The sequence below is a fragment of the Citrobacter sp. CK188 genome (assembly GCF_030333525.1).
Taxonomy (GTDB): domain Bacteria; phylum Pseudomonadota; class Gammaproteobacteria; order Enterobacterales; family Enterobacteriaceae; genus Citrobacter_B; species Citrobacter_B koseri.
The window spans coordinates 360,535-385,477 of record NZ_JAOWFU010000035.1; the positions used below are offsets into that span (position 1 = coordinate 360,535).

The 24,943-nt window shown below is 53.2% G+C and carries 22 protein-coding genes; 18 read left to right on the forward strand and 4 right to left on the reverse strand.

What is annotated here, in order from left to right:
* The first annotated feature begins 53 nt into the window (after positions 1 to 53).
* The 3 genes from dgt to cdaR all read left to right on the forward strand — a co-directional run bounded on the left by dgt (position 54) and on the right by cdaR (position 4,438).
* A complete protein-coding gene (dgt, locus tag OGV67_RS17430; RefSeq protein ID WP_112001166.1) occupies positions 54 to 1,568 on the forward strand; it encodes a dGTPase in 1,515 nt (504 codons plus the stop codon).
* A gap of 132 nt (positions 1,569 to 1,700) precedes the next feature.
* On the forward strand, positions 1,701 to 3,122 hold the full coding sequence (gene degP / locus OGV67_RS17435) for a serine endoprotease DegP (RefSeq protein WP_012133996.1): 1,422 nt from the start codon (positions 1,701 to 1,703) through the stop codon (positions 3,120 to 3,122).
* Between the two features lie 158 nt (positions 3,123 to 3,280).
* A complete protein-coding gene (cdaR, locus tag OGV67_RS17440; protein WP_024130690.1) occupies positions 3,281 to 4,438 on the forward strand; it encodes a DNA-binding transcriptional regulator CdaR in 1,158 nt (385 codons plus the stop codon).
* A 90-nt stretch (positions 4,439 to 4,528) separates the two neighbouring features.
* Here the strand turns inward: cdaR and OGV67_RS17445 are convergent, their stop codons facing one another.
* From OGV67_RS17445 to map, 4 genes are all read right to left on the reverse strand, one after another.
* Positions 4,529 to 4,915, reverse strand: a complete 387-nt coding sequence (locus OGV67_RS17445) for a DUF3461 family protein (protein WP_024130689.1) — start codon at positions 4,913 to 4,915, stop codon at positions 4,529 to 4,531.
* A 109-nt stretch (positions 4,916 to 5,024) separates the two neighbouring features.
* Positions 5,025 to 5,849, reverse strand: coding sequence for a 2,3,4,5-tetrahydropyridine-2,6-dicarboxylate N-succinyltransferase (dapD, locus tag OGV67_RS17450; RefSeq protein WP_012133993.1), 825 nt, complete (start codon positions 5,847 to 5,849; stop codon positions 5,025 to 5,027).
* Positions 5,850 to 5,879: 30 nt separating this feature from the next.
* Positions 5,880 to 8,552: a bifunctional uridylyltransferase/uridylyl-removing protein GlnD gene (gene glnD, locus OGV67_RS17455; RefSeq protein WP_012133992.1), complete on the reverse strand. Its 2,673-nt coding sequence runs from the start codon at positions 8,550 to 8,552 to the stop codon at positions 5,880 to 5,882.
* Positions 8,553 to 8,658: 106 nt separating this feature from the next.
* The gene (map, locus tag OGV67_RS17460) at positions 8,659 to 9,453 is read right to left on the reverse strand and encodes a type I methionyl aminopeptidase (protein WP_012133991.1); all 795 of its coding nucleotides are present in this window, start codon (positions 9,451 to 9,453) and stop codon (positions 8,659 to 8,661) included.
* A gap of 324 nt (positions 9,454 to 9,777) precedes the next feature.
* On the opposite strand from map, the gene rpsB reads away from it, so the two are divergent.
* From rpsB to rnhB, 15 genes are all read left to right on the forward strand, one after another.
* Positions 9,778 to 10,503 carry a 30S ribosomal protein S2 gene (rpsB, locus tag OGV67_RS17465; RefSeq protein ID WP_012133990.1) on the forward strand — a complete coding sequence of 242 codons (726 nt, stop codon included), beginning with the start codon at positions 9,778 to 9,780 and terminating at the stop codon, positions 10,501 to 10,503.
* Between the two features lie 134 nt (positions 10,504 to 10,637).
* Complete coding sequence (tsf, locus tag OGV67_RS17470) at positions 10,638 to 11,489, forward strand: translation elongation factor Ts (protein ID WP_024130688.1); 852 nt, start codon at positions 10,638 to 10,640, stop codon at positions 11,487 to 11,489.
* A gap of 147 nt (positions 11,490 to 11,636) precedes the next feature.
* Positions 11,637 to 12,362, forward strand: a complete 726-nt coding sequence (gene pyrH, locus OGV67_RS17475) for a UMP kinase (protein ID WP_012133987.1) — start codon at positions 11,637 to 11,639, stop codon at positions 12,360 to 12,362.
* A 272-nt stretch (positions 12,363 to 12,634) separates the two neighbouring features.
* Positions 12,635 to 13,192: a ribosome recycling factor gene (gene frr / locus OGV67_RS17480; protein WP_024130687.1), complete on the forward strand. Its 558-nt coding sequence runs from the start codon at positions 12,635 to 12,637 to the stop codon at positions 13,190 to 13,192.
* A 95-nt stretch (positions 13,193 to 13,287) separates the two neighbouring features.
* Positions 13,288 to 14,484 carry a 1-deoxy-D-xylulose-5-phosphate reductoisomerase gene (ispC, locus tag OGV67_RS17485; protein ID WP_012133985.1) on the forward strand — a complete coding sequence of 399 codons (1,197 nt, stop codon included), beginning with the start codon at positions 13,288 to 13,290 and terminating at the stop codon, positions 14,482 to 14,484.
* 255 nt (positions 14,485 to 14,739) lie between these two features.
* Positions 14,740 to 15,498: a (2E,6E)-farnesyl-diphosphate-specific ditrans,polycis-undecaprenyl-diphosphate synthase gene (gene ispU, locus OGV67_RS17490; protein WP_049007937.1), complete on the forward strand. Its 759-nt coding sequence runs from the start codon at positions 14,740 to 14,742 to the stop codon at positions 15,496 to 15,498.
* 12 nt (positions 15,499 to 15,510) lie between these two features.
* Entirely contained in the window at positions 15,511 to 16,368 is an 858-nt protein-coding gene (cdsA, locus tag OGV67_RS17495; RefSeq protein ID WP_012133982.1) for a phosphatidate cytidylyltransferase, read from the forward strand.
* Between the two features lie 11 nt (positions 16,369 to 16,379).
* Positions 16,380 to 17,732, forward strand: coding sequence for a sigma E protease regulator RseP (rseP, locus tag OGV67_RS17500; RefSeq protein ID WP_012133981.1), 1,353 nt, complete (start codon positions 16,380 to 16,382; stop codon positions 17,730 to 17,732).
* A 31-nt stretch (positions 17,733 to 17,763) separates the two neighbouring features.
* Positions 17,764 to 20,193, forward strand: a complete 2,430-nt coding sequence (gene bamA, locus OGV67_RS17505) for an outer membrane protein assembly factor BamA (RefSeq protein WP_012133980.1) — start codon at positions 17,764 to 17,766, stop codon at positions 20,191 to 20,193.
* 122 nt (positions 20,194 to 20,315) lie between these two features.
* Positions 20,316 to 20,801, forward strand: a complete 486-nt coding sequence (gene skp / locus OGV67_RS17510; protein WP_024130685.1) for a molecular chaperone Skp — start codon at positions 20,316 to 20,318, stop codon at positions 20,799 to 20,801.
* 3 nt (positions 20,802 to 20,804) lie between these two features.
* Complete coding sequence (gene lpxD, locus OGV67_RS17515; RefSeq protein WP_012133978.1) at positions 20,805 to 21,830, forward strand: UDP-3-O-(3-hydroxymyristoyl)glucosamine N-acyltransferase; 1,026 nt, start codon at positions 20,805 to 20,807, stop codon at positions 21,828 to 21,830.
* 103 nt (positions 21,831 to 21,933) lie between these two features.
* Positions 21,934 to 22,389 (forward strand): 3-hydroxyacyl-ACP dehydratase FabZ, encoded by a 456-nt coding sequence (fabZ, locus tag OGV67_RS17520; RefSeq protein ID WP_003018528.1) that lies wholly within the window; start codon positions 21,934 to 21,936, stop codon positions 22,387 to 22,389.
* Positions 22,390 to 22,392: 3 nt separating this feature from the next.
* The gene (lpxA, locus tag OGV67_RS17525; protein WP_115615093.1) at positions 22,393 to 23,181 is read left to right on the forward strand and encodes an acyl-ACP--UDP-N-acetylglucosamine O-acyltransferase; all 789 of its coding nucleotides are present in this window, start codon (positions 22,393 to 22,395) and stop codon (positions 23,179 to 23,181) included.
* Positions 23,181 to 24,329 (forward strand): lipid-A-disaccharide synthase, encoded by a 1,149-nt coding sequence (gene lpxB, locus OGV67_RS17530; protein WP_012133975.1) that lies wholly within the window; start codon positions 23,181 to 23,183, stop codon positions 24,327 to 24,329. The genes lpxA and lpxB overlap by 1 nt, the downstream gene beginning before the upstream one ends.
* On the forward strand, positions 24,326 to 24,922 hold the full coding sequence (gene rnhB, locus OGV67_RS17535) for a ribonuclease HII (RefSeq protein ID WP_012133974.1): 597 nt from the start codon (positions 24,326 to 24,328) through the stop codon (positions 24,920 to 24,922). The genes lpxB and rnhB overlap by 4 nt, the downstream gene beginning before the upstream one ends.
* The last annotated feature ends 21 nt before the right edge of the window (positions 24,923 to 24,943 follow it).

Consider the following 24,943-nt stretch of genomic DNA (forward strand, 5'->3'; position numbering starts at 1 on the left):
GCATAGTCTATCATGCGCTTAAGGGGAAGCGCATTTCTCAGGCGGGAGAGGACATGGCACAGATCGATTTCCGAAATAAAATTAACTGGCATCGTCGTTATCGTTCACCGCAGGGTGTGAAGACCGAACATGAGATCCTGCGGATCTTTGAAAGCGATCGTGGACGCATCATCAATTCCCCGGCGATCCGTCGGCTTCAGCAAAAAACGCAGGTCTTTCCACTGGAGCGTAACGCCGCCGTTCGGACGCGGTTGACGCATTCTATGGAGGTGCAGCAGGTCGGACGTTATATCGCGAAAGAGATCCTGAGCCGGTTAAAAGAGTTAAAGCTGCTGGAACAATACGGTCTGGATGAACTGACCGGCCCCTTTGAGAGCATTGTGGAAATGTCCTGCCTGATGCATGACATTGGCAATCCGCCGTTTGGTCATTTCGGCGAGGCGGCGATCAATGACTGGTTTCGCCAGCGCCTGCACCCGGCGGATGCGGAAAGCCAGCCGCTTAGCGACGATCGCTGCGCGGTGGCGGCGCTGCGTCTGCGTGAAGGCGAGGAGTCTTTGAATGATATTCGTCGCAAGGTGCGCCAGGATTTATGTCATTTCGAGGGCAACGCGCAGGGCATCCGCCTGGTGCATACATTAATGCGCATGAATCTGACCTGGGCGCAGGTGGGCGGCATTTTAAAATACACTCGCCCGGCATGGTGGCGAGGAGAAACGCCCGCGACGCACCGTTATTTAATGAAAAAGCCGGGGTATTATCTCTCTGAAGCGCCGTATATTGAGAGGTTACGTAAAGAACTTGCGTTAGCGCCTTACAGCCGCTTCCCATTAACATGGATTATGGAGGCCGCCGATGATATCTCTTATTGCGTGGCCGATCTGGAAGATGCCGTCGAGAAAAGAATCTTCAGCGTTGAGCAGTTATATCACCATCTTTACGAAGCATGGGGCCACCATGAAAAAGGGTCGCTGTTTACTCAGGTTGTTGAGAATGCCTGGGAAAAGTCTCGTTCAAATTCGCTAAGTCGCAGTACGGAAGATCAGTTCTTTATGTATTTACGCGTGAATACGCTAAATAAACTGGTGCCCTACGCGGCTCAGCGTTTTATTGATAATCTGCCGCAAATCTTTGACGGCAGTTTCAATCATGCGCTGCTGGAAGACGCCAGCAGCTTCAGCCAGTTGCTAGAGTTATATAAAAATGTAGCGATAAAACATGTGTTTAGCCACCCGGATGTTGAGCAACTGGAATTACAGGGCTATCGCGTCATCAGCGGGTTATTAGAAATTTACCAACCGTTATTACGTATGTCCCTGGTAGATTTCAGGGAACTGGTTGAAAAAGAGCGGGTGAAGCGTTTTCCAATAGAATCTCGTTTATTCCAGAAGCTCTCTACGCGCCATCGCCTGGCTTACGTGGAGGCCGTCAGTAAATTATCGTCGGAGGCACCGGAGTATCCCACGCTGGAATATTATTATCGCTGCCGTTTGATCCAGGATTATATCAGCGGGATGACGGATCTGTACGCCTGGGATGAATACCGGCGTCTGATGGCGGTTGAATAATAAATACGCTTTTGTAAAGATGGACAATAAATTTTTACTTTTTCCAGAAACTTTATTCTGGAACTTCGCGCTATAAAACGAATCTGACGTACACAGCAATTTTGCGTTATCTGTTAATCGAGATTGAAACACATGAAAAAAACCACATTAGCAATGAGTGCACTGGCTCTGAGTTTAGGTTTGGCGCTGTCCCCCCTGTCTGCAACGGCGGCTGAGACGGCGTCTTCGGCAACGACTGCCCAGCAGATGCCAAGTCTGGCACCGATGCTCGAAAAAGTGATGCCATCGGTGGTGAGTATCAACGTGGAAGGTAGCACAACCGTCAACACGCCGCGTATGCCGCGTAATTTCCAGCAGTTCTTTGGCGATGATTCGCCATTCTGTCAGGACGGTTCGCCGTTCCAGAGTTCTCCGTTCTGCCAGGGCGGGGGTCAGGGCGGCGGTCAGCAACAGAAATTTATGGCGCTGGGCTCCGGCGTCATTATTGATGCCGCAAAAGGTTATGTCGTCACCAACAACCATGTGGTGGATAACGCGACGGTCATCAAAGTTCAACTGAGCGATGGCCGTAAATTTGACGCTAAGGTCGTCGGTAAAGATCCGCGCTCTGATATCGCGCTGGTTCAAATTCAGGACCCGAAAAATCTGACGGCCATTAAGCTGGCGGATTCCGACGCGCTGCGCGTGGGGGATTATACCGTCGCTATCGGCAACCCGTTTGGTCTGGGCGAAACGGTGACTTCCGGTATCGTCTCCGCACTGGGTCGTAGCGGTCTGAACGCGGAAAACTACGAAAACTTTATCCAGACGGATGCCGCCATCAACCGTGGTAACTCCGGTGGCGCGCTGGTGAACCTGAACGGCGAGCTGATCGGGATTAACACCGCGATTCTTGCGCCGGACGGCGGCAACATCGGTATTGGTTTTGCTATCCCCAGCAACATGGTGAAAAACCTGACCTCCCAGATGGTGGAGTATGGCCAGGTTAAACGCGGTGAGTTGGGTATCATGGGGACGGAGCTAAACTCTGAACTGGCGAAGGCGATGAAAGTTGATGCCCAGCGCGGCGCGTTTGTCAGCCAGGTGATGGCGAACTCTTCTGCGGCGAAAGCCGGTATTAAAGCCGGGGACGTGATCACGTCCCTGAACGGTAAGCCGATCAGCAGCTTTGCCGCGCTGCGCGCCCAGGTGGGTACGATGCCGGTAGGCAGCAAAATCAGCCTTGGTCTGCTGCGTGATGGCAAGCCGGTGACCGTCAACCTGGAACTGCAACAGAGCAGCCAGAATCAGGTTGATTCCAGCTCCATCTTCAATGGTATTGAAGGCGCGGAAATGAGCAACAAAGGCCAGGATAAAGGCGTTGTCGTCAGCAACGTGAAGCCGAATACGCCGGCTGCGCAGATTGGCCTGAAGAAAGGGGATGTGATTGTGGGGGCCAACCAGCAGGCGATTAAGAACATCGCTGAGCTGCGTAAAATCCTCGACAGCAAACCTTCTGTTCTGGCGCTGAATATTCAGCGCGGCGATAGCACCATCTATCTGCTGATGCAGTAATTTCCTCTCTTGCCCTTTTCCTGTCCGGGAAAAGGGCATTTCTCACATTCTGTGAGGCCTACCACAACTCCATACTTCTCTGCTTTAGTTTGTGCAGATGCACAATGATGCAGGTTAGCATCTTCCCTATGCTTGAGCTCTGCTCACAGGAGGGGATTATGGCTGGCTGGCATCTTGATACCAAAATGGCACAGGATATTGTGGCGCGCACAATGCGCATCATCGATACCAATATCAACGTAATGGATGCCCGTGGGCGTATTATCGGTAGCGGCGATCGGGAGCGCATTGGTGAATTGCACGAAGGCGCGCTGTTGGTGCTGTCGCAGGGGCGCGTGGTCGATATTGATGATGCGGTGGCGCGGCATCTCCACGGCGTGCGCCAGGGGATCAACCTGCCGTTGCGCCTGGAAGGGGAGATCGTCGGCGTTATTGGTTTAACCGGTGAGCCGCAACACCTGCGAAAATACGGTGAGCTGGTCTGTATGACGGCCGAAATGATGCTGGAGCAGTCGCGGCTGATGCATCTGCTGGCCCAGGACAGTCGTCTGCGTGAAGAACTGGTGATGAACCTGATTCAGGCTGAGGAAAATACGCCAGCGTTGACGGAGTGGGCGCAGCGGCTGGGTATCGACCTGAACCAACCGCGTGTGGCTGCCGTGGTTGAAGTGGACAGCGGGCAGCTTGGCGTTGACAGTGCGATGGAGGAGTTGCAACAGCTGCAAAATGCGTTAACGACGCCTGAACGCAACAATTTGATTGCTATCGTTTCTTTGACGGAAATGGTTGTGCTGAAACCGGCGCTGAATCAGTTTGGGCGCTGGGATGCGGACGACCATCGCAAGCGTATTGAGCAGTTGATTTCCCGGATGAAAGAGAACGGGCAATTGCGCTTTCGGGTCGCACTGGGGAACTATTTTACCGGCCCGGGCAGTATCGCCCGTTCCTGGCGCACTGCGCGTACCACCATGATGGTGGGCAAGCAGCGTATGCCGGAGCAACGCAGCTACTTTTACCAGGATTTGATGCTGCCAGTGCTGCTGGACAGCCTGCGTGGCGGCTGGCAGGCCAATGAGCTGGCGCGCCCGCTCTCAAAGCTGAAAGCGATGGATAATAACGGGCTGTTACGCCGGACGCTGGCCGCGTGGTTTCGCCATAACGTGCAGCCGCTGGCAACGTCGAAGGCGCTCTTTATTCACCGTAATACGCTGGAATACCGTCTGAACCGCATCTCTGAGTTGACGGGGCTGGATTTGGGCAATTTTGACGATCGGCTGTTGCTGTATGTCGCGTTGCAACTGGACGAGCAGCATTGATTGCCTGATGGCGCGACGCTTATCAGGCCTACCGGGAGTTACCTGTAGGCCGGATAAGGCGTAACACGCCGCCATCCGGCAACGCACAGCTTACTTACGCGTTAGTTTTTCCAGATCCGCTTCGATTTCGTTGATCTTGTTGGCGACCACGCTTTCCAGATGACGTAAATCATCCAGGATCTTACGTTTGAGATCGACTTCCGTGCGATCGCGCTGGCAGATCTGATCCAGTTCATCGATCACATAGCGCAGGTTAGGACTGATCTCCTGCACCTCTTTGTAACCTTGTCCGATACCATCGGCGACGACGGTTTTACGCTGGCGGGGATATTTGAACTTTACGCTTTTGGCAAAGAACTCGCCTCTATCCTTCTGGAAATAGATTTTCAGGATATCGTTGTTGGCTTCTTGCCGCAGGCTGTAACGATCGATTTCTTCAGGATTGGTAATGCCCAGACTTTTCAGATTGTCATACATAGCGGTACCCTTCATCTCAACATAACCTATGAATAATTAACGAAAAGTTCTCTTTCCGCCAGCCACAGATGTAAAAAAAGCGGGCTCAGCCCGCTTTTTCAAATCATTGTTAGTCGATGGTGCGTAACAGCTCGTTGATCCCGACTTTGCCGCGCGTCTTCGCGTCGACTTTTTTCACGATGACCGCACAGTACAGGCTGTATTTACCGTCTTTCGACGGCAGGTTGCCGGAAACCACAACGGAGCCTGCCGGTACACGGCCATAATGGATTTCGCCCGTTTCGCGATCGTAAATACGGGTGCTTTGACCGATGTACACGCCCATAGAGATCACGGAGCCTTCCTCAACGATCACCCCTTCAACCACTTCAGAACGCGCGCCGATGAAGCAGTTATCTTCGATGATTGTCGGGTTCGCCTGTAGCGGTTCCAGTACGCCGCCGATGCCGACGCCGCCGGACAGGTGTACGTTTTTACCAATCTGCGCGCAGGAACCTACGGTCGCCCAGGTATCTACCATCGTGCCTTCATCAACGAATGCGCCGATGTTTACGTAGGATGGCATCAGCACGGTGTTGCGTGCGATAAACGCGCCCTGACGCACAGCGGCAGGCGGCACTACGCGGAAGCCTTCTTTCTGGAAGCGCGCTTCGTCATAGTCGGCGAATTTCATCGGCACTTTATCGAAGTAGCGGCTTTCCGCACCGTCGATAACCTGGTTATCGTTAATACGGAAAGAGAGCAGAACCGCTTTCTTCAGCCACTGGTGAGTCACCCACTGACCATCAATCTTTTCTGCCACACGCAGCGCACCGGAATCCAGCAGAGAAATGACCTGGTTAACCGCTTCACGGGTCACGGTATCTACATTCGCCGGAGTGATGTCGGCACGGCGCTCGAAAGCGGACTCAATAACGTTCTGTAACTGCTGCATTGTTAAACTCTTTCCATATGAATAAACACACTACCCTTTATCGTTTGGATTGAGGGCCGCTGTCAACCGTTGATGCACTTCCTGCTGTAGCTCATTATTAAGGGCACGCCGGTCGGCTGTCGCGATTATGAATAAATCTTCTACTCGCTCGCCAATGGTTGTAATTCGGGCGCCATGAAGCGAAATTCCCAGATCGGCAAAAATTTGCCCGACCCGCGCCAGCAGGCCCGGCTGATCGAGAGCGATAAGTTCAAGGAACGATTTTCTGTCGGTGTGAGTAGGCAGAAAAGTGACCTCGGTATCGACGGTAAAGTGGCGCAGTTTGGCCGGCTGGCGACGCGGCTGCGGAGGCTGCCAGCTGCTCTGGGTAATCGCCTGCTCCAGTCCAAAACGGATGGCTTCGTGACGGTCGGCGGAGAGAGGGCTGCCGTCCGGCTCCAGCACAATAAAGGTATCCATCGCCATGCCGTCGCGGGTGGTGAAGATTTGCGCGTCATGAACGCTCAGATTGCGCCTGTCCAGCTCTGCGCAAACGGCGGCAAACAGATAAGGGCGGTCAGGACTCCAGATGAAGATCTCCGTTCCGCCGCGCGTGGCCTGCGGGCTGACCAGAATCAGCGGTCGGGTCAGATCGTGTTGTAACAGATGACGCGCATGCCAGGCCAGCTGATTCGGACTATGGCGCACGAAATAGTTAGCGCGGCAGCGTGTCCAGATTTGATGCAGCGCCTCTTCGTTTATATTGTCCATTCGCAGCAGTGCCAGCGCCTGAAGCTGATGATGGCGCACGCGTTCGCGCATATCCGGCGTGTTTTGCATGCCGCGACGTAGCTGTTTTTCGGTGGCGAAGTACAGTTCGCGCAACAGGCTTTGCTTCCAGCTGTTCCACAGCGTTTCGTTAGTGGCGCAAATGTCAGCGACCGTCAGGCATACCAGGAAGCGCAGGCGGTGTTCCGTTTGCACCTCTTCGGCGAACTGTTTGATGACCTCAGGGTCCTGGATATCGCGCCGCTGGGCGGTAACCGACATCAGCAGGTGCTGGCGTACCAGCCAGGCGACCAGTTGCGTTTCGCGTGAGTTCAGGCCGTGCAGTTCGGCAAATTTGAGCACGTCCTGCGCGCCCAGTACCGAGTGGTCGCCGCCGCGCCCTTTGGCGATATCATGGAACAACGCCGCGATCAGGATCAGTTCCGGTTGCCGCAGGCGCGGCCAGAGATCGACGCACAGCGGATGGCGCTGTCGGGTCTCTTCTTTGGCGAAACTTTCCAGCTTCAGCATCACGCGAATGGTGTGCTCATCCACCGTGTAGGCATGGAACAGGTCGAACTGCATTTGGCCGACGATATGCGACCATTGCGGCATGTAAGCCCAAAGCACGCTGTGGCGATGCATTGGCAGCAAACCGCGGCTGACGGCGCCCGGATGACGCAGCATACTGAGAAACAGAGAGCGCGCTTCCGGGATGTAGCACAGCGGCTGGGTCAGGTGGCGGCGGGCATGGCGCAGATGGCGCAGCGTGGTGGAATAGATGCCAGTGATGGTGCTATTGCGCACCATCATATAAAACATCCGCAGGATCGCTTCCGGCGAACGGATAAACAGATCGTCATCGCGCAGGTCGATCAGCGTGCCGCGCAGTTGAAAATCGTCATCAATCGGGCGCGGTTTTTCATCGGCGGGCAGGGCGAGGATCGCTTCATCAAACAGCTGCAATAGCATCTGGTTCAGTTCGCTGACCCGACGCGTGACCCGGAAATAGTCTTTCATCATGTGCTCAACCGGCTCGTTGCCTTCGCCAGTGTAGTTGAGCCGCTGGGCAACGCTGAGCTGCCTGTCGAACAGCAGGCGGTTGTCGTAACGGCTGACCACCAGGTGCAGCGCGAAGCGAATGCGCCACAAAATATGCAGGCACTCGTTTAGCTCGGCGCGTTCTGCCTGGGTTAAGAAGCCGAAGCCGACCATCTCATTGAGAGACGTTGCGCCGAAGTGGCGGCGGGCCACCCATTGCAGGGTGTGGATATCACGCAGGCCGCCAGGGCTGCTTTTAATATCGGGTTCAAGGTTATAGCTGGTGCCGTGATAGCGCTGGTGGCGCTGGTTTTGCTCTTCGACTTTGGCGGCGAAAAATTTCTCCGACGGCCAGAAACCTTCACTGAAAATATGCTTTTGCAGCTCCAGAAAAAGCGCCACGTCGCCGATCAGCAGACGTGTTTCAATCAGATTGGTGGCGACGGTTAAGTCCGACAGCCCTTCCAGCAGACACTCTTCCAGTGTGCGCACGCTATGCCCAACTTCCAGCTTCACATCCCACAGCAAGGTCAGCAGTTCCCCGACTTTTTGCGCCTGAGCGTCGGGCAGCTTTTTACGGCTCAGGATGAGCAGGTCAATGTCGGAAAGCGGATGCAGCTCGCCCCGGCCATAGCCGCCGACGGCCACCAGGGCCAGATCGGCAATTTGCCCGAATCCGGCGTCGATCCACAGTCGTTGCAACAACTGGTCGATAAATTCGGTGCGGGCTTCAATCAATTGCTCTGCGGAAATCCCGCTGTCAAAAGCGTCTCCCAGCCACTGCTGGAAAATATCAATGTGGGCTTTAATTCCGCTGACGGTAAGCTCGTCACGCGACCAGGCTCCCGGATTTTGCGGTTGGCCGGGTAGGGTGGGGAGAGCCGTATTCGCGTGCTGTTCAGGAAGAGTATTCATTATGCGCCACCCATTAAAAAGCCGGATGCGGCGTTAACGCCTTATCCGGCCTACGGGTAAACGCTGATTGTAGGCCTGATAAGCGGTAGCGCCATCAGGCAAAAGTTTATGCGTCGTGCGTGATAATCGCCGGGATGGTGTCATCCTTGCGTAACGTCAGAATTTCACAGCCGTTTTCGGTTACCACAATAGTATGCTCGTACTGCGCAGACAAGCTTCTGTCTTTGGTTTTTACCGTCCAGCCGTCTTTCATGGTGCGGATGCGGTAATCACCGGCGTTCAGCATCGGTTCAACGGTGAACGTCATTCCCGGTTGCAGAACCACGCCGCCGTCGTCCGCATCGTAGTGCAGAACCTGCGGTTCTTCATGGAAGCCGCGACCAATCCCGTGACCGCAATATTCGCGAACGACAGAGAAGCCTTCGCCTTCCGCGTATTTCTGAATGGCCGCGCCCAGCGTGCGCAGACGGATGCCCGGTTTGACCATTCGCAGCGCCAGATACAGGCTTTCCTGGGTTACTCGGCACAGGCGCTCGCCCAGAATCGTCGGTTTGCCGACGATAAACATTTTTGACGTATCGCCGTGGTATTCATCTTTAATTACGGTTACGTCGATATTGACGATATCGCCGTCTTTCAGCAATTTGCCGTCGTCCGGGATACCGTGGCACACCACTTCATTAATGGAGATGCAAACGGATTTCGGATAACCGTGGTAGCCGAGGCAAGCGGAGATCGCGTGTTGTTCATTGACGATGTAGTCGTTGCAGATGCGATCCAGTTCCCCGGTGCTGACGCCCGGTTTGATATACGGTTCGATCATCTCCAGCACTTCTGCGGCCAGGCGGCCAGCGACGCGCATTTTTTCGATTTCTTCAGGGGTCTTGATTGAGATAGCCATGAATTCTGTCCATCGGTGTCGATTATTTCGACAATAATTGTGTAAGTGCTGTCAATGGTATCAGTCCAAAGCGTAGCCTGCCAAATTGAGAATCATTAACAGCACATCGAGCCAACAATTATTGGTGTCTGCGGCGTATTTGTGGTATAAAGCGCGCCGGACTTCCGTTCCATTCGAAGACTACACAAGATGGACTGAAGCGACAAATCTCACTTTGTGTAACAACACACACGTATCGGCACATATTCCGGGGTGCCCTTTGGGGTCGGTAATATGGGATACGTGGAGGCATAACCCCAACTTTTATATATAGAGGTTTTAATCATGGCAACTGTTTCCATGCGCGACATGCTCAAGGCTGGTGTTCACTTCGGTCACCAGACCCGTTACTGGAACCCGAAAATGAAGCCGTTCATCTTCGGTGCGCGTAACAAAGTTCACATCATCAACCTTGAGAAAACGGTACCGATGTTCAACGAAGCGCTGGCTGAACTGAACAAGATTGCTTCTCGCAAAGGTAAAATCCTTTTCGTTGGTACTAAACGTGCTGCAAGCGAAGCGGTGAAAGACGCTGCTAACAGCTGCGACCAGTTCTTCGTGAACCATCGCTGGCTGGGCGGTATGCTGACTAACTGGAAAACCGTTCGTCAGTCCATCAAACGTCTGAAAGACCTGGAAACTCAGTCTCAGGACGGTACTTTCGAAAAGCTGACCAAAAAAGAAGCGCTGATGCGCACTCGTGAGCTTGAGAAACTGGAAAACAGCCTGGGCGGTATCAAAGACATGGGCGGCCTGCCGGACGCACTGTTCGTTATCGATGCTGACCACGAGCACATTGCTATCAAAGAAGCAAACAACCTGGGTATCCCGGTATTTGCTATCGTTGATACCAACTCTGATCCGGACGGTGTTGACTTCGTTATCCCGGGTAACGACGACGCAATCCGTGCTGTTAGCCTGTACCTGGGCGCTGTAGCTGCAACCGTTCGTGAAGGCCGTTCTCAGGATCTGGCTTCTCAGGCGGAAGAAAGCTTCGTAGAAGCTGAATAATAAGGCACGCTCGTTCGAGCCCCCTTATAAACCAGGTAGTATCACGTTTGGTTAGGGGCCCTTTAGGCCCCTTTTTCACTTTTAAATCTGTGCGGTTTGATGCCGGGCAGATCAAATCTTCCGAGGATTTTAGAATGGCTGAAATTACCGCATCCCTGGTAAAAGAGCTGCGTGAGCGTACTGGCGCAGGCATGATGGATTGCAAAAAAGCACTGACTGAAGCGAATGGCGACATCGAGCTGGCAATCGAAAACATGCGTAAATCCGGTGCGATCAAAGCAGCGAAAAAAGCAGGCAACGTTGCTGCTGACGGCGTGATCAAAACCAAAATCGACGGCAACTACGGCATCATTCTGGAAGTTAACTGCCAGACTGACTTCGTTGCTAAAGATGCTGGTTTCCAGGCATTTGCTGACAAAGTGCTGGACGCCGCTGTTGCTGGCAAAATCACTGACGTTGACGTGCTGAAAGCACAGTTCGAAGAAGAGCGCGTTGCTCTGGTGGCAAAAATCGGTGAAAACATCAACATTCGCCGTGTTGCTTCCCTGGAAGGCGACGTTCTGGGTTCTTACCAGCACGGTGCGCGCATCGGTGTTCTGGTTGCGGCTAAAGGCGCTGACGAAGAGCTGGTTAAACAGCTGGCAATGCACGTTGCTGCAAGCAAGCCTGAGTTCGTTAAGCCGGAAGACGTGTCTGCTGAAGTGGTAGAGAAAGAATACCAGGTACAGCTGGATATCGCGATGCAGTCTGGTAAGCCGAAAGAAATCGCAGAGAAAATGGTTGAAGGCCGCATGAAGAAATTCACCGGCGAAGTTTCTCTGACCGGTCAGCCTTTCGTTATGGAACCGAGCAAATCTGTTGGTCAACTGCTGAAAGAGCACAACGCCGACGTAACTGGCTTCATCCGCTTTGAAGTGGGCGAAGGCATCGAGAAAGTTGAGACTGACTTTGCAGCAGAAGTTGCTGCGATGTCCAAGCAGTCTTAATTGTCGAAAAGGAGCCGCCTGAGGGCGGCTTCTTTTTGCGTCCATCTTGTAAATTCAGCCAACCCCTATAGTGGCTGCGCTGAAAAGCGACATACAATGTCGCCGGAATTAACTCATCTCAATCGTTGACAGTCTCAGGAAAGAAACATGGCTACCAATGCAAAACCCGTCTATAAACGTATTCTGCTTAAATTGAGTGGCGAAGCTTTGCAGGGTTCGGAAGGCTTCGGTATTGATGCAAGCATACTGGATCGTATGGCTCAGGAAATCAAAGAACTGGTGGAACTGGGCATTCAGGTTGGTGTGGTGATTGGTGGCGGTAACCTGTTCCGTGGTGCTGGTCTGGCGAAAGCGGGTATGAACCGCGTTGTGGGCGACCACATGGGCATGCTGGCCACCGTGATGAACGGTCTGGCGATGCGCGATGCGCTCCACCGCGCCTATGTGAACGCCCGCCTGATGTCCGCTATTCCGCTGAATGGCGTGTGTGACAACTACAGCTGGGCAGAAGCCATTAGTCTGCTGCGTAATAACCGTGTGGTTATCCTGTCTGCGGGCACCGGCAACCCCTTCTTCACCACCGACTCTGCGGCTTGCCTGCGCGGTATCGAAATTGAAGCGGATGTGGTGCTGAAAGCCACGAAAGTCGATGGCGTATTTACTGCGGACCCGGCCAAAGATCCGTCCGCCACGATGTATGAACAACTCACCTACGGCGAAGTGCTGGATAAAGAGCTGAAAGTGATGGATCTGGCCGCGTTCACGCTGGCTCGTGACCACAAATTGCCAATTCGTGTCTTCAATATGAACAAGCCGGGCGCGCTGCGTCGTGTCGTGATGGGCGAAAAAGAAGGGACTTTAATCACGGAATAATTCCCGTGATGGCCAATTCCGGGTAAGATTCGCCTTTACCCGGCAGGATTTATATATCCTGTGGCATGAATTAAACGAGACTATACTGAGCATACTCTGTATACACGAAATCATTCATGCTGCATCACGGCGGCAAGAGCGTGAATCCCGAGGCCCGTACACCGGTACGTGACAGGGAAGAACGTTCGCAGCCAACGCAGAGGCAGCCTGAAGGATGAAGTGTATTGTGTGATTGTCTGGTCGACTGAGACTAGTTTTCAAGGATTCGTAACGTGATTAGCGATATCAGAAAAGATGCTGAAGTACGCATGGAAAAATGCGTTGAAGCGTTTAAAAACCAAATCAGCAAAATTCGCACGGGTCGTGCTTCTCCCAGCCTGCTGGATGGCATTGTCGTGGAATATTACGGCACGCCGACTCCGCTGCGTCAGCTGGCGAGCGTAACGGTAGAAGACTCCCGCACGCTGAAAATCAACGTGTTCGATCGCTCCATGAGCCCGGCGGTTGAGAAAGCGATTATGGCTTCTGACCTCGGCCTGAACCCGAGTTCTGCGGGTAGCGATATCCGTGTTCCGCTGCCGCCGCTGACTGAAGAACGTCGTAAAGACCTGACCAAAATCGTTCGTGGCGAAGCAGAGCAGGCGCGTGTTGCCGTGCGTAACGTACGCCGTGACGCGAACGACAAAGTAAAAGCGCTGCTGAAAGATAAAGAGATCAGCGAAGATGACGATCGCCGTTCTCAGGACGAAGTACAGAAACTGACTGACGCTGCCATCAAGAAAGTTGATGCGGCGCTGACGGAAAAAGAAGCGGAACTGATGCAGTTCTGATTTTCCTGTACGACTAAAACGCCGCTGGTTGACCCTGACGGGTCTTCCGGGCGGCGTTTTGCTTTCTATCCTGTCTCAATTCTTCTGGACGTTTCATGAAGCAACTAACCATTCTGGGCTCGACCGGCTCTATTGGTTGCAGCACGCTGGATGTGGTGCGCCATAATCCTGAAAGCTTCCGTGTTGTCGCGCTGGTTGCGGGTAAAAATGTCACCCGTATGGTAGAGCAGTGCCTGGAGTTTTCGCCGCGTTATGCGGTGATGGACGATGAACAGAGCGCTCAACGGCTGAAAACTGCGCTTCTGGAACATGGAAGCCGCACTGACGTCCTGAGCGGACAACAGGCCGCCTGCGATATGGCTGCGCTGGATGAGGTCGATCAGGTGATGGCGGCTATCGTGGGCGCGGCAGGTCTGCTGCCTACGCTTGCGGCGATTCGCGCCGGTAAAACCATCCTGCTTGCCAATAAAGAGTCGCTGATTACCTGCGGGCGTCTGTTTATGGACGAGGTGAAACGCAGTAAAGCCCGGCTTTTACCGGTAGATAGCGAACATAACGCGATTTTTCAGAGTATGCCCCAACCTATTCAAAACGATCTGGGATACGCTGAGCTGGAGCAAAATGGCGTGATGTCGATTTTGCTTACCGGGTCTGGTGGCCCTTTTCGTGAAACGCCATTGTGCGATCTGGCGGCTATGACGCCCGATCAGGCATGTCGTCATCCGAACTGGTCTATGGGACGAAAAATTTCCGTCGATTCCGCCACCATGATGAATAAAGGTCTGGAATACATTGAAGCGCGTTGGTTGTTTAACGCCAGCGCAAGCCAGATGGACGTGTTGATTCACCCGCAGTCGGTTATTCACTCAATGGTGCGTTATCAGGACGGCAGCGTTCTGGCGCAACTGGGGGAGCCGGATATGCGTACGCCAATCGCGCATACGATGGCGTGGCCGAATCGCGTGAACTCTGGCGTGAAGCCGCTCGATTTTTGCAAGCTCAGTGCGTTGACGTTCTCTGCGCCGGATTATCAGCGTTATCCGTGCCTGAAACTGGCGATGGACGCGTTTGAGCAAGGTCAGGCCGCGACAACCGCGCTGAATGCGGCGAATGAAATCACCGTCGCCGCATTTCTGGCTGAAGAGATTCGCTTTACAGATATTGCTGAGCTCAATTTATCTGTGCTGGAGAAAATGGATTTGCAGGAACCGGGAAGCGTTGACGACGTTCTCAGGGTTGATGCCGTCGCGCGTGACGTCGCCAGAAAACAGGTGATGCGACTCGCAAGCTGATGATAATCCCTCTACACAGGATCGTGCTATTTGTTAGCGTTGGGCTTCAGTGATATAGTCTGCGCCACCCGATCGCAGATATTTGGCTTTATGCGGTCAGGTAAGCCGTGGTTTGACACGGCTTTTTTGTGGATGCACAAAATCATTCAGGTTGCATCATTCATAGCCAACGAAGAGGCAGCCTGAAGGATGAAGCGCAAAAGGCTTCAGTATTCCTGAGTACCGTTAAATCCTTTCAGGGACTAAAAACGCGTTATGTTGTCTGCAACTCAACCACTAAGCGAAAATTTGCCAGCACATGGCTGTCGCCATGTAGCAATCATTATGGATGGCAATGGCCGCTGGGCGAAAAAGCAAGGGAAGATTCGCGCCTTTGGGCATAAGGCCGGAGCAAAATCCGTCCGTCGGGCCGTATCTTTCGCTGCCAACAACGGTATTGATGCGTTAACGCTGTATGCCTTTAGCAGTGAGAACTGGAACCGACCAGCGCAGGAAGTGAGTGCGTTAATGGAGCTGTTCGTGTGGGCGCTGGATAGCGAAGTAAAAAGCCTGCATCGCCATAACGTTCGTCTGCGCATTATTGGCGACACCAGTCGATTTAACTCGCGTTTGCAAGAACGTATTCGCAAGTCTGAAGCGCTTACCGCCCAGAATACCGGGCTGACGCTGAATATCGCGGCGAATTATGGCGGACGTTGGGATATTGTCCAGGGAGTCAGGCAACTGGCAGAACAGGTGCAGGAAGGACTGCTGCGCCCTGATCAGATTGACGAAGAGATGCTAAACCAGAAAATCTGTATGCATGAACTGGCTCCTGTAGATTTAGTAATTAGGACTGGGGGAGAGCATCGCATTAGTAACTTTTTGCTTTGGCAAATTGCCTATGCCGAACTTTACTTTACTGATGTTCTTTGGCCCGATTTCGATGAACAAGACTTTGAAGGGGCGCTGCATGCCTTTGCCAATCGAGAGCGTCGTTTCGGCGGCACCGAGCCCGGTGATGAAAAAGCCTGATGGGGGTCGCTTTTGCTGAAGTATCGCCTGATTTCTGCTTTTGTTTTAATACCCGTTGTCATCGCGGCGCTTTTTTTACTTCCGCCGGTGGGGTTCGCCATTGTCACGCTGGTCGTTTGTATGCTGGCCGCCTGGGAATGGGGACAGTTAAGCGGTTTTACCACGCGTACTCAGCGGGTCTGGCTGGCGGTGCTGTGCGGGTTATTGCTGGCGCTGATGCTGTTTTTGCTGCCTGAATATCACCGCAACATTCATCAGCCGCTTGTTGAGGTTTCGCTTTGGGCGTCGTTGGGCTGGTGGGTCGTTGCATTATTACTGGTGTTATTTTATCCCGGTTCGGCGGCGATCTGGCGTAATTCAAAGACATTACGCGTAATTTTCGGGGTGTTAACCATCATTCCTTTTTTTTGGGGAATGCTGGCGCTGCGCGCCTGGCACTATGATGAGAATCATTACAGTGGCGCCATATGGCTGCTCTATGTCATGATCCTCGTCTGGGGGGCAGACTCCGGGGCATATATGTTTGGCAAACTGTTCGGCAAACATAAACTTGCGCCAAAGGTTTCTCCTGGTAAAACCTGGCAGGGCTTTATTGGCGGACTCGCGACTGCCGCCGTGATTTCATGGGGTTACGGCATGTGGGCGAATCTGGATGTTGCGCCTTCAACCTTACTGATTTGTTCTGTCATCGCGGCCCTGGCGTCAGTGCTGGGCGATCTGACTGAGAGCATGTTTAAGCGTGAAGCAGGAATTAAGGACAGTGGTCACTTGATCCCAGGGCATGGTGGTATTCTGGATCGTATTGATAGCCTGACGGCAGCAGTACCGGTCTTTGCTTGCCTGTTGTTACTGGTATTCAGGACACTCTAACGGAAGGTTTTATGCTGAGTATTCTCTGGAATCTGGCTGCATTCATCGTCGCACTGGGTGTGCTTATCACCGTGCATGAATTTGGTCATTTCTGGGTTGCCCGGCGCTGCGGTGTTCGTGTCGAGCGCTTTTCTATCGGTTTTGGGAAAGCGCTTTGGCGGCGTACCGATCGATACGGTACGGAATATGTGATCGCCATGATTCCCCTCGGCGGTTACGTCAAAATGCTGGATGAGCGCGCTGAGCCGGTTGTGCCGGAACTGCGCCACCACGCTTTCAACAATAAAACCGTGGGACAGCGGGCGGCGATTATCGCCGCAGGTCCGATTGCAAATTTTCTTTTCGCTATTTTTGCCTACTGGCTGGTTTTTATCATCGGCGTCCCTGGCGTTCGTCCGGTAGTTGGTGAAATAACACCCAACTCGATTGCCGCCCAGGCGCAAATTCTTCCTGGTACGGAACTTAAAGCCATTGATGGCATCGAAACCCCTGATTGGGATGCGGTGCGCTTACAGCTGGTGTCCAAAATCGGCGATGAGCGTACGACAATCAGCGTGGCGCCGTTCGGCAGTAATCAGCGCCAGGATAAAACGTTAGATTTGCGCCACTGGGCATTTGAGCCAGACAAAGAAGATCCTGTATCTTCTTTAGGGATTCGGCCGCGTGGTCCACAGATCGAACCGGTGCTGTCAGAAGTGCAGGCGAACTCCGCTGCAAGTAAGGCGGGTTTGCAAGCAGGCGACAGGATCGTTAAAGTCGATGGTCAGTCGTTAACGCAATGGATGACGTTTGTGACGCTTGTGCGCAACAATCCAGATAAGCCGTTAGCGCTGGAAATTGAAAGGCAGGGGAGTTCCTTGTCTTTGACGTTAATCCCGGATACAAAGCCGGTTAACGGAAAGGCAGAAGGTTTTGCGGGTGTTGTGCCTAAAATTATTCCTCTGCCGGATGAGTACAAGACTGTACGCCAGTATGGGCCATTCAGCGCCATCCTCGAAGCCACGGACAAGACGTGGCAGTTGATGAAGCTGACGGTCAGTATGCTGGGAAAATTGATAACCGGTGATGTGAAACTGAACAACCTCAGTGGGCCGATTTCTATCGCTCAGGGGGCTGGGATGTCAGCGGAATTTGGGGGCATTTATTACCTGATGTTTCTTGCGCTTATCAGCGTGAACTTAGGGATAATCAACCTGTTTCCGCTGCCCGTTCTTGACGGGGGGCATCTGCTGTTCCTGGCGATTGAAAAGCTGAAGGGCGGGCCGGTATCCGAGCGGGTTCAAGACTTTAGTTACCGCATTGGCGCGATTTTGCTGGTGTTGTTAATGGGGCTTGCACTTTTCAATGATTTCTCTCGGTTGTAAGAGAGTTAGTTAGGAAGAACGCATAATAACGATGGCGATGAAAAAGTTGCTCATAGCGTCGCTGCTGTTTAGCAGCGCCACCGTATACGGTGCTGAAGGGTTCGTGGTGAAGGACATTCATTTCGAAGGCCTACAGCGAGTCGCCGTTGGTGCGGCCCTCCTCAGTATGCCGGTGCGCACAGGCGACACGGTTAATGATGAAGATATCAGTAATACCATTCGTGCTCTGTTCGCCACTGGCAACTTCGAGGATGTCCGCGTCCTGCGCGATGGTGATACGCTTCTGGTTCAGGTAAAAGAACGTCCGACGATTGCCAGCATCACTTTCTCCGGTAACAAATCGGTGAAAGATGACATGCTGAAGCAGAACCTTGAGGCGTCTGGCGTGCGTGTTGGCGAATCACTGGATCGCACCACGCTCTCTGATATCGAAAAAGGACTGGAAGACTTCTACTACAGCGTTGGTAAATACAGCGCCAGCGTAAAAGCGGTCGTCACGCCGTTGCCGCGTAACCGTGTGGACCTCAAACTGGTGTTCCAGGAGGGTGTATCGGCGAAGATCCAACAGATCAATATCGTCGGCAACCATGCCTTCAGCACTGACGAACTCATTTCTCACTTCCAGCTGCGCGACGAAGTGCCGTGGTGGAACGTCGTGGGCGATCGTAAATACCAGAAACAGAAACTGGCTGGCGACCTTGAGACGCTGCGCAGCTACTATCTGGATCGCGGTTATGCCCGTTTCAACATCGATTCGACGCAGGTCAGCCTGACGCCGGATAAGAAAGGCATCTACATCACCGTTAATATCACCGAAGGCGATCAGTACAAGCTTTCCGGTGTGCAGGTGAGCGGTAACCTGGCTGGACACTCCGCCGAGATTGAGAACCTGACGAAGATCGAACCAGGTGAACTCTATAACGGCACCAAAGTGACCAAAATGGAAGACGACATCAAGAAACTTCTTGGTCGTTATGGCTATGCCTACCCGCGCGTGCAGTCGCAGCCTGAAATCAACGATGCCGATAAAACCGTTAAATTACGTGTGAACGTTGATGCGGGTAACCGTTTCTACGTGCGTAAGATCCGTTTTGAAGGCAACGACACCTCGAAAGATTCCGTCCTGCGTCGCGAAATGCGCCAGATGGAAGGGGCATGGTTAGGCAGCGATCTGGTCGATCAGGGTAAAGAGCGTCTGAACCGTCTGGGTTACTTTGAAACCGTCGATACCGACACGCAGCGCGTTCCGGGCAGCCCGGACCAGGTTGACGTCGTCTATAAAGTGAAAGAGCGTAACACCGGTAGCTTTAACTTCGGTATTGGTTACGGCACAGAAAGCGGCGTGAGCTTCCAGGCGGGCGTTCAGCAGGACAACTGGTTAGGTACGGGTTATTCCGTGGGTATTAACGGAACCAAAAACGACTACCAGACCTATACTGAACTGTCTGTCACTAACCCATACTTCACCGTTGATGGCGTCAGCCTCGGCGGCCGTATCTTCTATAATGACTTCCAGGCAGATGATGCGGATCTGTCCGACTACACCAACAAAAGTTATGGTACGGACGTTACGCTGGGCTTCCCGATTAACGAGTACAACACGCTGCGTGCAGGTTTAGGTTATGTACATAACTCCCTGTCCAACATGCAGCCGCAGGTTGCCATGTGGCGTTACCTGAACTCGATGGGTGAATATCCGTCCAATACGAATGACCGCAACTCATTCAGCGCTAACGACTTCACCTTCAACTACGGTTGGACTTATAACAAGCTGGACCGTGGCTTCTTCCCGACGGAAGGTACGCGTGTCAACCTGAATGGTAAAGTGACCATCCCGGGCTCTGATAACGAATACTACAAAGCGACGCTGGATACCGCGACCTATGTGCCGATCGATGACGATCACAAATGGGTGGTTCTGGGTCGTACTCGTTGGGGTTATGGTGACGGTATTGGCGGCAAAGAGATGCCGTTCTATGAGAACTTCTATGCCGGTGGCTCAAGCACCGTGCGTGGCTTCCAGTCCAATACTATCGGTCCAAAAGCGGTGTACTACCCGGCGAGCAGCCGTCATGACGGTGATGACGACTACGATAACGATTGTAAGAGCACTGAAACTGCGCCATGTAAGTCTGATGACGCAGTAGGCGGTAACGCTATGGCTGTCGCCAGCCTCGAATTCATCACCCCGACGCCGTTTATTAGCGACAAGTACGCTAACTCGGTTCGTACCTCCTTCTTCTGGGACGTAGGTACTGTCTGGGATACGAACTGGGATTCGAACGCGTATGCCGGTTACCCGGACTACAGCGATCCGAGTAATATCCGTATGTCTGCTGGTATCGCATTACAATGGATGTCCCCATTGGGGCCGTTGGTCTTCTCCTACGCCCAGCCGTTCAAAAAGTACGATGGAGACAAATCGGAACAGTTCCAGTTTAACATTGGTAAGACCTGGTAATTGTTCTGTGCAAAGGAATGTAATGGTAGTGTAGCGATGACTTTTGGCGATCTCGTCTGAGATCGCCTGGCCACGCAAAGAACTGTGCCTGCGGGCACAAATGGGATGGTAAGGAGTTTATTGTGAAAAAGTGGTTATTAGCTGCAGGTCTCGGTTTAGCGATGGTAACGTCCGCACAGGCTGCTGACAAAATTGCGATCGTTAATATGGGTAGCCTGTTCCAACAGGTCGCACAGAAGACGGGTGTTTCTAACACGCTGGAAAACGAGTTCAAAGGCCGTGCCAGCGAATTGCAGCGTATGGAAACCGATCTGCAATCTAAAATGCAGCGTTTGCAGTCCATGAAAGCAGGTAGCGAACGTACTAAGCTGGAAAAAGACGTGATGGCTCAACGCCAGACTTTCTCTCAGAAAGCCCAGGCTTTTGAACAGGATCGCGCGCGTCGTTCCAACGAAGAGCGTGGCAAACTGGTTACCCGTATCCAGACTGCTGTGAAATCCGTTGCTAACAGCCAGAGCATCGATCTGGTCGTTGATGCCAACACCGTTGCTTATAACAGCAGCGACGTGAAAGACATCACTGCTGACGTACTGAAACAGGTTAAATAAGTAATGCCTTCAATTCGACTGGCTGATTTAGCAGAGCAGTTGGATGCAGAATTACACGGTGATGGCGATATCGTCATCACCGGCGTTGCGTCCATGCAATCTGCGCAAACAGGCCACATCACGTTCATGGTGAATCCTAAATACCGTGAACACTTAGGCGTATGCCAGGCTTCTGCCGTTGTCATGACGCAGGACGATCTTCCTTTTGCTAAGAGTGCTGCGCTGGTAGTGAAGAACCCCTACCTGACGTATGCGCGAATGGCGCAAATTTTAGATACCACGCCGCAGCCTGCGCAGAATATTGCACCGAGTGCAGCGATCGATGCGACAGCGACGCTGGGTAACAATGTTTCAGTTGGCGCGAATGCGGTCATTGAGTCTGGCGTAGAACTGGGCGATAACGTGATTATCGGCGCAGGTTGCTTCGTCGGGAAAAACACAAAAATCGGTGCAGGTTCGCGTCTGTGGGCGAATGTAACGATTTACCACGACATTCAGATCGGTGAGAATTGCCTGATCCAGTCGAGCACTGTCGTCGGCGCAGACGGTTTTGGTTACGCTAACGATCGGGGTAACTGGGTGAAGATCCCGCAGCTTGGTCGCGTCATTATTGGCGATCGTGTTGAGATCGGCGCCTGTACGACGATTGACCGTGGCGCGCTGGATGACACAGTGATCGGCAACGGCGTTATCATTGATAACCAGTGCCAGATTGCACATAACGTTGTGATTGGCGACAATACGGCGGTTGCCGGTGGCGTCATTATGGCGGGCAGCCTGAAGATTGGCCGTTACTGCATGATTGGCGGGGCCAGCGTGATTAACGGGCATATGGAAATATGCGATAAAGTCACGGTGACGGGTATGGGGATGGTCATGCGTCCTATCACTGAGCCTGGCGTCTATTCTTCAGGCATTCCGTTGCAGCCTAACAAAGTATGGCGTAAAACCGCTGCACTGGTGATGAACATTGATGATATGAGCAAGCGTCTCAAAGCGATTGAGCGCAAGGTTAATCAACAAGACTAGCGTTCCACCTGTAGTGCCATCCTTTTACGGCCTGTCACATTCATATGATTGCGGCAGGCCGTGTTATTATTGCCTTTTAGTATATTTGGACAGGAAGAGTATTTTGACTACTAACACTCATACTCTGCATATTGAAGAGATTTTAGAACTTCTGCCGCACCGTTTTCCGTTTTTGCTGGTTGACCGTGTGCTGGACTTTGAAGAAGGTCGTTTTCTGCGCGCAGTGAAGAATGTCTCCGTAAATGAGCCTTTCTTCCAGGGCCATTTCCCGGGTAAACCGATTTTTCCGGGTGTGCTGATTCTGGAAGCGATGGCGCAGGCAACAGGGATTCTGGCGTTTAAAAGCGTTGGAAAACTGGAGCCGGGTGAACTGTATTACTTCGCGGGTATTGACGAAGCGCGCTTTAAGCGTCCTGTCGTGCCTGGCGATCAGATGATCATGGAAGTGACTTTCGAGAAAACGCGCCGTGGCCTGACCCGCTTTAAAGGGGTTGCTCTGGTCGATGGCAAAGTTGTGTGCGAAGCAACCATGATGTGTGCTCGTAGCCGGGAGGCCTGATACGTGATTGATAAATCCGCCTTTATTCATCCAACCGCCATTGTGGAAGACGGCGCCTGTATTGGCGCTAATGTTCATATTGGTCCTTTTTGTATTGTTGGACCCCATGTCGAAATTGGTGAGGGTACCGTACTGAAGTCTCACGTTGTCGTGAATGGCCATACAAAAATTGGTCGCGATAACGAGATTTATCAGTTCGCCTCCATCGGTGAAGTAAACCAGGATCTGAAATATGCTGGCGAACCGACCCGTGTGGAAATTGGCGATCGTAACCGCATTCGCGAAAGCGTCACCATTCATCGTGGCACAGTGCAGGGTGGTGGGTTGACGAAGGTGGGCTGCGATAACTTACTGATGATCAATGCCCATGTGGCGCACGATTGTACAGTAGGCAACCGCTGTATTCTGGCCAATAACGCTACGCTTGCGGGCCACGTTTCGCTGGATGATTTTGTCATCATCGGCGGCATGACCGCAGTGCACCAGTTCTGCACCATTGGCGCGCATGTGATGGTTGGCGGCTGTTCTGGCGTTGCTCAGGACGTTCCGCCGTACGTTATTGCTCAGGGCAATCACGCGACGCCGTTTGGCGTCAATATCGAAGGGCTGAAGCGTCGCGGCTTCACCCGCGAAGCGATCACCGCGATCCGCAACGCCTATAAAGCGTTGTACCGCAGCGGCAAAACGCTGGATGAAGCTAAACCGGAAATTGCCGAGCTGGCGAAGCAGTACCCGGAAGTGCAACTCTTTAGCGATTTCTTTGCCCGCTCAACGCGTGGTCTGATTCGTTAATGGCGGAACAGCGTCCCTTAACGATAGCCCTGGTCGCCGGAGAAACCTCCGGCGATATTCTTGGTGCAGGCTTAATTCGCGCGCTGAAGGCGCGCGTGCCCAACGCGCGTTTCGTCGGCGTGGCGGGGCCGCGTATGCAGGCTGAGGGCTGCGAAGCCTGGTATGAGATGGAAGAGCTGGCGGTAATGGGCATTGTTGAAGTGCTTGGTCGCCTGCGTCGCTTATTGCATATTCGTGCCGATTTGACCCGCCGCTTTACCGAGCTTCAGCCGGATGTTTTTGTCGGCATTGATGCGCCGGACTTCAATATTACCCTTGAAGGCAACCTGAAAAAGCAGGGCATAAAAACCATCCATTATGTCAGTCCGTCCGTCTGGGCGTGGCGACAGAAACGCGTTTTCAAAATAGGCAGATCCACCAATATGGTGCTGGCTTTTCTGCCTTTCGAAAAAGCGTTTTACGACAAGTTTAACGTGCCATGCCGTTTTATCGGGCATACGATGGCGGACGCTATGCCGCTGGACCCGGATAAAAACGCCGCGCGTGATGTGCTGGGAATCTCGCATGATGCACACTGCCTGGCGCTACTGCCCGGTAGCCGTGGCGCGGAAGTGGAGATGCTGAGCGCAGACTTCCTGAAAACCGCGCAGCTGCTGCGTCAGACCTATCCTGACCTTGAAGTTGTCGTACCGCTGGTGAACGCTAAACGCCGCGAGCAGTTCGAGCGCATTAAAGCTGAGGTTGCGCCGGAGCTTTCCGTGCATCTGCTCGACGGAATGGGGCGTGAAGCGATGGTGGCCAGCGACGCCGCATTGCTGGCGTCTGGTACGGCGGCGCTGGAGTGTATGCTGGCGAAATGCCCGATGGTGGTGGGGTATCGGATGAAACCCTTTACCTTCTGGCTGGCGAAGCGCCTGGTAAAGACCGATTATGTTTCGCTGCCTAATCTGCTGGCGGGAAGAGAATTAGTCAAAGAGCTGTTGCAGGAAGAGTGTGAGCCGCATGCGCTTGCAGAGGCCTTGCTGCCGCTGCTGGCGAATGGCAAAACCAGCCATGCGATGCATGACACCTTCCGCGAGTTGCACCAGCAAATCCGTTGCAATGCCGATGAGCAAGCGGCGGACGCTGTCCTGGAGTTAGCACAATGATCGAATTTGTTTATCCGCATACGCAGTTGGTCGCGGGTGTGGATGAGGTTGGACGCGGCCCGCTGGTCGGCGCGGTGGTGACGGCCGCTGTGATCCTCGATCCGGCTCGCCCAATCGTGGGTCTCAATGATTCCAAGAAGCTCTCAGAAAAGCGCCGTCTGGCGCTGTATGATGAAATCAAAGAAAAAGCGTTAAGCTGGAGTCTGGGACGCGCGGAACCTCATGAAATTGATGAGCTAAATATTTTGCACGCCACGATGCTGGCGATGCAGCGCGCCGTTGCCGGTTTGCATATTGCGCCGGAATATGTGCTGATTGACGGCAACCGCTGTCCGGCACTGCCCGTGCCCTCTATGGCGGTGGTGAAAGGCGACAGCCGTGTGGCCGAGATCAGCGCGGCATCTATTATTGCGAAAGTGACGCGCGATGCCGAAATGGCGGCGCTGGACGGTATTTTCCCACAGTATGGTTTTGCCCAGCACAAAGGGTATCCGACCGCCTTTCATCTGGCGGCGCTTGCTGAACATGGTGCGACGGAGCATCATCGACGTAGTTTTGCTCCTGTCAAACGCGCCCTGGGACTTGCGTCCTGATTCTTGTGTCGAGATTAAGTA